This is a genomic window from Clostridium sp. MSJ-8 (assembly GCF_018918325.1).
GTDB lineage: Bacteria > Bacillota > Clostridia > Clostridiales > Clostridiaceae > Clostridium.
In genome coordinates this window covers 19,660-31,095 of sequence record NZ_JAHLQH010000006.1, presented here as the reverse complement: position 1 = coordinate 31,095, position 11,436 = coordinate 19,660, and the positions used below count along the sequence as shown (strand labels likewise).

Annotated in this window: 7 protein-coding genes; 1 reads left to right on the top strand and 6 read right to left on the bottom strand. The window is 29.5% G+C overall.

Annotated elements, in window-relative coordinates:
- The first annotated feature begins 143 nt into the window (after positions 1–143).
- Positions 144–830: a DUF3800 domain-containing protein gene (locus KQI77_RS00595; RefSeq protein WP_367397258.1), complete on the top strand. Its 687-nt coding sequence runs from the start codon at positions 144–146 to the stop codon at positions 828–830.
- A 339-nt stretch (positions 831–1,169) separates the two neighbouring features.
- On the opposite strand, the gene polC is transcribed toward KQI77_RS00595, so the two are convergent.
- The 6 genes from polC to KQI77_RS00565 form a co-directional block, all read right to left on the bottom strand.
- A complete protein-coding gene (gene polC, locus KQI77_RS00590) occupies positions 1,170–5,510 on the bottom strand; it encodes a DNA polymerase III subunit alpha (protein WP_216387403.1) in 4,341 nt (1,446 codons plus the stop codon).
- A gap of 112 nt (positions 5,511–5,622) precedes the next feature.
- Complete coding sequence (locus KQI77_RS00585) at positions 5,623–7,524, bottom strand: endonuclease MutS2 (protein ID WP_216387402.1); 1,902 nt, start codon at positions 7,522–7,524, stop codon at positions 5,623–5,625.
- 404 nt (positions 7,525–7,928) lie between these two features.
- Entirely contained in the window at positions 7,929–8,825 is an 897-nt protein-coding gene (locus KQI77_RS00580; RefSeq protein WP_216387401.1) for a sensor histidine kinase KdpD, read from the bottom strand.
- A gap of 14 nt (positions 8,826–8,839) precedes the next feature.
- Positions 8,840–9,718: an ABC transporter permease subunit gene (locus KQI77_RS00575; RefSeq protein ID WP_216387400.1), complete on the bottom strand. Its 879-nt coding sequence runs from the start codon at positions 9,716–9,718 to the stop codon at positions 8,840–8,842.
- Positions 9,711–10,634, bottom strand: coding sequence for an ATP-binding cassette domain-containing protein (locus tag KQI77_RS00570; protein ID WP_216387399.1), 924 nt, complete (start codon positions 10,632–10,634; stop codon positions 9,711–9,713). Before KQI77_RS00570 ends, KQI77_RS00575 begins: the two co-directional genes overlap by 8 nt.
- A gap of 106 nt (positions 10,635–10,740) precedes the next feature.
- A complete protein-coding gene (locus KQI77_RS00565) occupies positions 10,741–11,433 on the bottom strand; it encodes a response regulator transcription factor (protein ID WP_253289284.1) in 693 nt (230 codons plus the stop codon).
- Positions 11,434–11,436: the final 3 nt, after the last annotated feature.

Below are 11,436 nucleotides of genomic sequence, written 5' to 3'. Positions count from 1 at the left end.
TCCAAAAAAGTTGTATTTTGGAAATCTATGATACTATAATTATATTCCTACTGATTTTAATAGTTTAGCTATAGGTGCTAAGAAAAATAGTTGTTATCCAAACTATGTATGATATAATATTCATATTAAAATTGATCTAGTAGGTGATTAAAACGAAAAATATATACATAGATGAGTCTGGAAGTATGACTACAGAGTATTGCAAATATTATCCGTATTTTGTAATTGCACTTATAGTGCCAATAGATAAAAATAAAGCAAAGAGAGTTTTTAAAAGATACATATCTAAAAATGAAAAATATTTGAAGTCTATAGACAGTAATAACAAGATGTTTAAAGGTAATACGTTCGTTGAATTAAAAGGAAGTGCTATGGACGAACAATCTAAAATGGACTTTTTAGATTATTTTTGTAGAAATAATCTATTACAAATATATTATATAAAAATAAATAATTCAAAAATAAAGTATGGATTATATAATAATACTGCAAGGGCATTTAACTTTGTTATTAAACAAGCGCTAAGACAGCAATTAAAAGAAAATTTATTACCAAAAGATGATTATTATCTTTGTATAGATGAAAGAAATGAAAAAACGAAAACAAGATATTTACTAGAAGAATACTTAAATATGCAGTTGATAATAGAAGAAGATTTAGTAAATAGTATAAAAGTAGATTATTTTGATTCTTCGAACAACTGTCTAGTACAAGTAGCTGATGTATTTTCAAATATATTTTATAATAATTGTTTTAATAATAAATTTGAGGACAAGCTAGTTCAATTAAGAGAAAGTGGATATATAAAAAGTATATTTTTATATCCTTAAAATGTTGACATTTAGGATTGAACATTGTATAATAGTTATACCAACAGTAAGTCTTGATTAAATGCCATATATTTAGGTAAGCGTTATGTATTAACGTCATTAACAAGCAATTGGTTTTTTTTGATTTATAGAGCTGACAGACATAATAGTTTGTTAGCTTTTTTGTTTATAATTTTTTATAGGAGGAATAAATGGATTTAGATGAAATAAAAGCAACACTAAAAATGATAAAATCAAGTTTGCAGAATGCTTTTATGGTAGCGTAAATCCATATAATTTTATAAGCCACTCATTTTTAAGAGTGGCTTATATCTAATTCATTCCATAATACATAAATATTTATAGTGTATCAAAGAAACTAACTTGATCACTTTCTTGTAAGCCATTTAAACAACCAAATTTTCTTAAAAGGTCAGTTGCTGAGTTACCTATTTTAGCCCTTTTTCTAAGATTATCTATAGAACTTATAGGTACATCTTCATGAGCAGCATTATATATAGCTTCTGCTGCAACATTTCCCATTCCTGAAATACTGTTAAGTGGTGGTCTTATGCCATCTTCTTCGACTTTAAACTTGGTTGCATCTGATTTGTATAAGTCTATAGGTAAGAATTTTATACCTCTTTCATACATCTCAAGAACAAGTTCTAGATCATCATACATATCCTTATCCTTTGGTGCAGCATCATTTCCTTGCATTGTTATCTCTTTCATCTTTTCTCTTACTTTTTCTTTTCCATAAATCATATATTCAGCATCAAATGCCTTAGCTCTTATTGAGAAAAATGCTGTGTAATAAGCTTTGGGAATATGAACTTTAAACCATGCAATTCTAAATGCCATCATTACATATGCAGCGGCATGAGCTTTCGGGAACATGTATTTTATCTTCTTACAAGATTCTATATACCATTCAGGAACATCATGTTCTCTCATAAGTGCTTCATACTCAGCCCATTTATTAAGATCACTTAACGCTTTACCTTTACGAACTGTTTCCATTATCTTAAATGCAGTATTAGGTGGTAATCCTTTTTTAATAAGATATACCATGATATCATCTCTACAACATACAGCATCACTGATACTAGTTATAACGCCAGAATCTATAAGATCCTTAGCATTACCTAGCCATACATCTGTACCATGAGAAAGTCCTGATATACATAATAAATCTGAAAATGTTGTAGGCTTAGTATCAACAAGCATTCCTCTAACAAACTTTGTACCAAACTCAGGCACACCAAATGTTCCTACTTTGGAATTAATCTGTTCTTCAGTAACTCCTAAAGCTTTAGTAGATGAAAATAACGACATCGTATCCTTATCATCTAGTGGTATGTCTTGTGGTGCCACCCCTGTTATATCTTGAAGCATTCTTATTACGGTAGGATCATCATGTCCTAATATATCTAACTTCAGTAAGTTCTGATCTATAGAGTGATAATCAAAATGTGTTGTTATAATATCTGAATCTGGATCATCTGCTGGATGTTGTACAGGGCAGAATTCAAATATTTCTCTTCCCTTTGGAACAACTATAATTCCACCTGGATGCTGTCCAGTTGTTCTCTTTATTCCAGTACATCCTTTAGATATTCTTGTTATTTCTGCCTTATTAACTGGTTGATTCTTTTCTTCATAATATTTTTTTACATATCCAAATGCAGTTTTTTCTGCAACTGTACCTATAGTACCTGCTTTGAATGTAGTTCCCTTACCAAATATAACTTCAGTATATCTATGAGCTTTAGCCTGATATTCTCCTGAAAAGTTTAAGTCTATATCAGGTTCCTTATCTCCATTAAATCCAAGGAAAGTTTCAAATGGTATATCCATTCCATCCTTAGCCATATTAGTACCACAGTGTGGGCATTCCTTATCTGGTAAGTCAAAGCCATTCTTTGCACCATAATCATTAAAATCTGAATATTTGCATTTAGGACATCTATAATGTGGTGGCAGAGCGTTAACTTCTGTTATACCTGTCATATATGCAACTAAGGATGATCCAACAGATCCTCTTGACCCAACTAAATATCCATCTTCATTAGACTTCCACACAAGCTTCTGAGCAATTATATACATTACTGAGAAACCATTCTTAATTATTGAATCTAGTTCTTTATCCAATCTCGCCTTTACTATTTCTGGAATAGGATCACCATATAATTCATTTGCTTTTCCATAAGCTATATCTTTTATTGTTTGCTCACATCCATCTATATGTGGTGGACATTTTTCTGGAGATATAGGACTTATTTGTTCACACATATCAGCAATCTTATTAGTGTTAGTTACAACTACTTCATAAGCCTTCTCTGATCCTAAATAAGCGAATTCTTCAAGCATTTCTTCTGTTGTTCTTAGATATAATGGAGCTTGATTATCAGCATCCTTAAATCCTTGCCCAGCTTCTAATATACGTCTGTATATCTCATCTTCCGGGTCCATAAAATGTACATCACCTGTAGCCACAACAGGTTTATTCTGTTTCTCTGCTAACGCTATTATTCTCTTATTTATCTCTTGCAAATATTCCTTATTAGGTACTTGCTCATTTCTTATAAGATAATCATTGTTTCCTAATGGTTGAATTTCTAAATAGTCATAAAAACTAGCTATCTTCTCTATCTCTTCTTCTGATCTACCTAATAAAATAGATTGATATAATTCACCTTCACTACATGCACTACCTATGATTAAACCTTCTGAATACTTCTCATACATACTCTTTAATATACGTGGCTTTTTGTAGAAATAATCAAGATGAGAATAAGATACTAACTTGTATAAATTCTTAAGTCCTACATAATCCTTGGCTAAAATTATCGCATGATAAGTTTTAAGTTTCTTATATGCTACCTTCTTAGATTCTTCATCTGATGCATATAAATCTATATCTTCTAATGTTTTAACTCCACGATCCTTAAGCATATCTAACATTATCTTAAATACCTTAACTGTAGTATCTACATCATCTAAAGCTCTATGTGCCACTTCAACCTTTATACCTAAATTCTTGGCTATTCTTCCTAGCTTATATGTCTTAAATTCAGGGAATAATTCTTGTGCTAGTGTCAATGTATCTAGGTAGGTAAAATCAAATTCATATCCCAATTCTTTTGCAAAATGTTTCAAGAATCCAACATCAAACTCAGCATTATGTGCAACTAATACACTATCTTTTATAAAATCTAATAACTTAGGAAATACTTCTTCTATTGTTTCAGCTCCCCTAACCATATCATCTGTTATATTAGTTACTTCAGTTATTCTAGCTGATATAGATTTCTGAGGATCTACAAAACAGCTGAATTTATCTATAACTTTTCCATCCTGTAATTTCATTACACCAATCTCTATTATTTTCTCTAATTCAGGAGAAAAGCCTGTTGTTTCCAAGTCAAATACACAATAAGTAGTATCTATACTTTGACCTTTTATATTCCTTGTTGCAGGCTTTTTATCTGGTGCTAGGTATGCTTCTACTCCATATATAACCTTCATATCTGGATTATCTCTACCTAATAGTTTATGAGCTTCTGGAAATGCTTGAACAACTCCATGATCAGTTATTGCTATAGACTTCATCCCCCAACTCATTGCTCTCTTTATCAAGTCCTTAGCACTAGTCATAGCATCCATTTGGCTCATTTTAGTATGCATATGTAGCTCTACTCTCTTAACTTCTGCATTATCCATTCTTTTAATTCTTCTTAATCCATTAGTTTGAACTATTACATTTGCAATAAGCTCAACTTCTCCAGAGAAATTACTATACCCTGCATTACCTAACAACTTAACGCCTTTAGCTGCTTTTAACTTATCTATTACTTGAACAGATTGTTCTGGTTTAAGAAATACCTTACAAGTCATAGAACTAGATCCATCATACAAATCAAATGATACTAATATCTTACCACTTCTTAATTCTTTAGTTTCTATATTAGATAACTCTCCTTCTATAGCTACTCTTCCTTCTTCAGGTGTTATATCTATTATCTTTATTGTATTTTCTTTTATAGTAGCACTACGACCATATATAAGTGGTGAATTTTCTTTCTTTTTATCTGGTTGTGCCTCCTGCTCTGTTTCTTTCTTTGTAGGTGCAACTTCAAATGTACTAGGAGCATTCTCTCGTATCTGTTTCTGAATATCTAGTATCTTCTTTCTATTTTCTTCTTCTGATACCTTAATTATTTCTTCACTAGTTACATTATCAATAAAATTAATCTTATAAGTAGTTCCATATATGCTTTTTATAGTGTCTTGAATTTTTTTATCATATTTAAGATCTCTAAGCAATGTAGATATTATTATATTAAACTTCATATCTATTGTTTTATCATTTATTGCATATTCACAGTTCTTTATAGCCGATTTTAAGAAAGGATGTTTCTGTGATAATGAGAAGAAAATATCTTTTATTCCTTTATCTATAGGTATCTTACTAACTTCTTCTGTATAGTTAATATCTATAACTGAATCCCTAAGGAAAAACCTCTTCTTGATAAATGCATTAAGTCCTTCTATCTCATCCATCTGAATATACTTATCTGCAGTTATCTTCATAATAAGTACCTTAGTTTTCTTCTTCAGAGTAATCTTATCAACTACTGCAGTTCCTATATTCACTCCAGTATTATAATCTGCAAAAACTTCATTTACCTTCTTCATTCAGTATGCATATCCTTTCTTAAAAATATTCATTAAGAAGAATTATACCATAGAAAAGCATAAATTATGTGACAATTTTAATTCACACAACCTATGCTTTTTTGAAACATTACTATTCTTCTATCTTCATAGCTTTATTCTTTTTTATTATTTTTTTTATAGCTTTTTTAGAACCTCTCTCTATATCCTTCTCTAATTTTCTATCTTTAAAACTAACAAATATCTGATTTAAGTCATATCCATCTGGATATAACTCTTCTGCCTTTATCTCAAGTTTAAGTCTCTTACTATTTACTTCTATAAACTGTTTATCGACAAAAATTATTACATTATTTAATCTATCTTTTTCTTTATATACAACTGCACTTTTATTCTTGTCTAACCATAATACCTTATCACCTATAGCAAATTGATAAGTATCTTCTTCCTTTTCCTCTATTAAATCTTTTCTTACTTTACTACTAGACAACAATTTATAATCATATTCCTTAGTTTCAATATATCTATTACTTTTCTCTATTATTCTATCTGGTATTCCCATCTTTTTAGCTATATATAATGCATTACTGTCACCTGACTTACCTATACTTAATCTATATAAAGGTTCTAAAGTATTCTTCTTAAACTCCATAGCTGCATTTTCAAAGTCCGGATGGTTCTGAGAGAAATTCTTTATCTCACCATAATGAGTAGTTGCTACAGTTATGCATCCTTTATAATACAATTCTTCTAATATTGCTATTGCCAATGCAGCACCCTCATTAGGTTCAGTTCCACTACCAATCTCATCAAATAATAATAATGATGACTTACTACATCTTCTAATAATATCTGATAATGTCTTTACATGAGATGAAAAAGTACTAAGTGCATTTTCAACACTCTGATTATCCCCTATATCAACAAACACATTGTCAAATATAGACATTTCCGTTCCTTCATCAGCTGCTATGTGAAATCCCGACTGCACTGCTAGAGTTAATAACCCTACTGTCTTTAACACAACCGTTTTTCCTCCTGCATTAGGTCCGGTTATTATAAGACTTCTATAATTGTTTCCTATCTCAATATTTAATGGAACACTTTTCTCTATAAGTGGATATCTACCGTTTATAATTTTCACATACCCTCTATTATTAAGCTTAGGATTTATTCCTGATATATCCTTACTATATTTAGCTTTAGCATATATCATGTCATATTCAGATATTATTTCTATATTAATCTTAATATCCTTTATTCTATCATTTAACATTTCTGTTATATTACCTAATATCTTATATTCTTCAACTTTTTCTTCTACCTTTAGTACTTCTAATTCTGAGCTATATTTCTTTACTACACTAGGTTCCATAAATACTGTTAATCCTTTAGAAGAAGTCTCTATTATCTCACCTGGCACATTGTTTTTATATGCTGATTTTATAGGAATAGTAAATCTACCATTTCTTTTGCTTACAAAAAATTCTTGAATATATTTCTTGTATTCACTATTCTTTAAGAACTTTGATAACTTCTGATTGATGTTATCCTCGCATTCATCCATCTTCTGTCTTATCTTTCTTAACTCCTTTGTAGCATTAGAATCAACAATCGAACCTTTTATACATCTATTTATCTCTTCTTCTATATAACTAAGTTCTGCTATATTTTCACCATAGCTACATAGTATTTTTGCATACCCTTCTTTATTCTTTATAAAGCTTTTAACTCTTCTACATCCTCTTAAGAAATCACTCATCATAGTTAAATCTGAAGGTTCTAGCGAAGCTCCCTTCTCTATCTTATCTATAAGTGGATTAACATTAAATATTCCATCTAATGGTATATGATAAGATGCTTCTATTAACCTTCTTCCTTCAGATGTTTCTTCTAATCTATTTTTTACAACCTTCATATTATTGCTAGGTTCAAGCTTATCAATAAGTTTCTTACCTAATCCACTTACACAATATCCTTTTACTATTTCTTTTAATTTATTATAATCTAACTTCTCTAAAGTCATTTTATCCATTTATAATTTTCCTTCCTTGTATTAAAATCTATATACAAGTCAACGAAATCTAGATAGATTTCTTAAAAAATTTTATAATTTAATATACAAAAAAAGCTGTGGATACTCCACAGCTTATAATTCCATACACACTAAGACATACTAGAATTCTAGTCTGCCTTATACTATATATCATAATGAAAAATTCGTGGACTTGTATCATATAGTTATCTCATTCCACAACAAATAAAGGTATATATACCCCATTATTATAAGAATGACTAATATTAAATTACTAACTATTTGATACCGACACTCACAAACTTCCCTCACTCTCATTGAAATCTATCTTATATTTATATATTATATCAAATACATATATAAGTATACCACTTCTCAAAAAAAATTAAAATCATTTAATAATTTTATCCTATTTTCTTATTCCATTTAATCTCTATAACCATGTTATTAGAAACTAATTTACAACTTATAATATTTCCTAGTTTCTCTGATAACTCCTTAGTTATAGCTAAGCCCAAACCAGTATTCTTATCACTTCTAGATCTATCTGCTGTATAGAATCTCTCAAATGCATTCTGAACATCTCTCTCAGTTAAATTCGGCGCATAGTTTATAAATCTTGTTATGATATAAGAATCCTCTTGAAACAATTCTATCTTTGCATCCTTCTCACTATGCTTTATAATGTTTCCTATTAAGTTAGAAAATATTCTATTTACTGCTTTTTCATCTGATATTATATCATCTATATCATCATCTATCTTTACCTCAGGCTCTATATTTGCACTAATAAAGTCATTATAAAACAATGCAATATTATTGCACAACAATGCCTTAAGATTCAACTTCTTCATATTGAACTTAAACTCATTATTATCAATTCTAGATAATTCATAAAAGCTATTTATAAGATCTTGCAGATTCTCAGCTCTTCTCTGTGCTATATTTATATATTTTTTTCTCTCTTCATCTGTCAAATCATCTTCTGCTATAAACTGAAGATAACCTCTTATTGAGGTAAGAGGAGTTCTTAAATCATGAGAAATATTAGCTATACTTCTACGAAGCTCTTCATCTATACTCTCATTACGCGCCCTTACCTCTTGAGCATTATCATATATTGTATTTATAGCTGTTACTAGCCTTTCAACTGTATCATTAAGTGCCTTGGTATGAATATTTTTGTATTCATCCTTATTGCTTTCAATCTGTTTGCATATATTACTTATTTCTTTTTTTTCTCTTATTATATATACTAATAATCCTATTATTATCCCAACAAGCATTATATACAAAATCATATAAATTACCTCTCTTAATTGATATCTTGTTTCTTAAATATCTTAACTCCTATACACAAGAATATTATAATTGTAATTAGTGCTATTATAACAGCTTTACCTATATCTTCTCCAGTAGCATATATAGACATGCTTACTCTATTTGTATAAAAAGGAGTCATCTCATATACGTTGTCAAACACCTTGTTCTTACCATATAAAAATGATATTAGCATAGGAAATAAAGTAAATATCCCTATAGTTATCCCAATTGTTCCACCATTACTTTTTACCAAAATAGCAATAATCATCATTATAGAAGCTATAGAAGCACTTGTTATCAACGTTGCTCCATAAGTTCTTAAAATGTCTCCTATCTGACTAACCTTAAAAGTTTCTCCCCATCCATTAGTTATTGCATTACCTACTGTAGGTATAACTGTTAGTGCAAGCAATATAATAGCTATACCTATAATCATGATTATAAATTTTGATATATAGAATTCATACCTCTTCTTACCATAAGATAATGCATTCTTAATAGTTTTATCACTATATTCCTTTGCCATAAATGCAGCTATAAATATACCTAATAACACTTCAATTAATCCAGATCCAAAGGCTGAATGGAATACCTCCCTAGTTGTTGGATTAAGTGGGTCCTTGGCTACTATCTGCATTCCCATACTACCAGGAGTTATAATCTGTCCTTCATTTGATGAAGATAATTGTTCCATAATTTGAGATGTTTCTTCTTGTGACATTCCTTGCATGGATGATTCTAATATTTTCTCCATTACTGATGATGTCATTATCATTGTAAATATACCTAAGAATATAGATACTATGAATAAAACTTTAAATGTTTTATTTTTATATAGTTTAAATAATTCAGCTGTTAATAATCTAAGCATTATCTTCACCTCCAACCTTGCTCATAAAATATTCTTCTAGATTCTCACCCTTTAGGCCTATACTATCAACTATTATCCCTTTTTTAGATAAAGTTGAATTTATAATTCCTATAGAATCTAAGTTACTAAATATCTTTATTTTATTACCTTCTAGAACCTCATAGTCAGTAATATTTAATTCTTGTTCTAGTATGGCAGCGGTTGTAGATGCATCATCAACACTTAAATCTATATATTGCCTACATCTATCCATTAATTCTTTTTCAGTTATTTCTTCAACTAATTTACCATTATTTATTATTCCATAACATGTTGCTAGTTCTGATAATTCGCCTAATATATGACTAGATATTATTATGGTAACACCTTTTTCTTTGTTTATTTTCTTAAGTAATTCCCTAATCTCTATTATTCCCATTGGATCTAATCCATTAATAGGTTCATCTAAAATAAGTAATTTAGGATTGCCTAAAAGTGCATTTGCTATTCCTAATCTCTGCTTCATTCCTAATGAAAAATTCTTAAACTTCTTCTTTCCTGTATCCTGTAACCCAACTAATGATAGAACCTCTTCTATACAATCTCTACCTGCTATATCTCTAACTAATCTAGATACCTCAAGATTCTCTCTTGCAGTCATCCCTGAATAAAAAGCAGGGGTTTCTATTAAGCTTCCTATAAATCCTCTTGCTTCATCTAATTCCTTCTGAGAAGACTTACCAAACAGTTCTATATCTCCACTTGTCTTATTACTAAGTCCAGTTATCATTCGCATAAATGTACTTTTGCCTGCTCCATTACGGCCGATAAGTCCATATATATCACCTTTTTTTACAGTAATATTTATATTATTATTAGATGCTTGTTTCCCATATATCTTAGTAAGATTATGGGTTTTTAAAACTATATTATCCATAACTCTCCCTCCATTTAACTTTATACGTTTATTTTATTCATAATTGTATAAAATACCTTAAAGCAAATATTAAGAAAGTCTAAAGTTTATAGTAATATTGAGTAGGTTATTGATTTAACTTAAAACCAATTCCCCATACAGTCTTAATATATTCAGTATCTCTATCTATCTTATTTAACTTTGCTCTCAAGTTACTTATATGAACATTAACTGTGTTATCATCTCCAAGAAATTCATTATTCCATACTGATTCAAATATATTTTCTCTAGTAAAAACTTTATTAGGACTATTCATTAGCAATTCCAATATTGAAAATTCTCTCAGAGTTAATATTACTTCTCGTTCCTTTAAGAAAACTTGTTTACTTTCTGTATCTAGTACTAAATCTTTGCATATTAATTTAGTAGATGTACTATCTTCAATTCTACTAAATGTTTTATAACGTCTTAATTGAGCTTCAATTCTTGCAATAACTTCATTTATATCAAAGGGCTTACATATATAGTCATCTGCTCCAAGCTTAAGGGCATTTATCTTATCTTCTTGTGCTGCCTTCGCTGATATAACTATTATGGGCATCATTTTTTTCTCTCTTATGTTACTTATAACATCCTCTCCCGATGCTCCAGGTAACATCATATCTAACAGAACAATATCATATTCTTCTTGCTCTACACACATTAATGCTTCTGTACCAGAAAATGCACTTCTTGTAAAATAGCCTCTTTTAATTAAAATACTGCATAATAATTCATTTATATCTGAATCATCTTCAACTATCAATACCTTCATATTCATTTT

What these genes read in the sequence shown, in the direction of transcription:
- polC (WP_216387403.1), bottom strand. Translation starts at nt 5,510, where the DNA reads ATGAAGAAGGTAAATGAAGTTTTTGCAGATTATAATACTGGAGTGAAT.
- KQI77_RS00585 (WP_216387402.1), bottom strand. Translation starts at nt 7,524, where the DNA reads ATGGATAAAATGACTTTAGAGAAGTTAGATTATAATAAATTAAAAGAA.
- KQI77_RS00580 (WP_216387401.1), bottom strand. Translation starts at nt 8,825, where the DNA reads ATGATTTTGTATATAATGCTTGTTGGGATAATAATAGGATTATTAGTA.
- KQI77_RS00575 (WP_216387400.1), bottom strand. Translation starts at nt 9,718, where the DNA reads ATGCTTAGATTATTAACAGCTGAATTATTTAAACTATATAAAAATAAA.
- KQI77_RS00570 (WP_216387399.1), bottom strand. Translation starts at nt 10,634, where the DNA reads ATGGATAATATAGTTTTAAAAACCCATAATCTTACTAAGATATATGGG.
- KQI77_RS00565 (WP_253289284.1), bottom strand. Translation starts at nt 11,433, where the DNA reads ATGAATATGAAGGTATTGATAGTTGAAGATGATTCAGATATAAATGAA.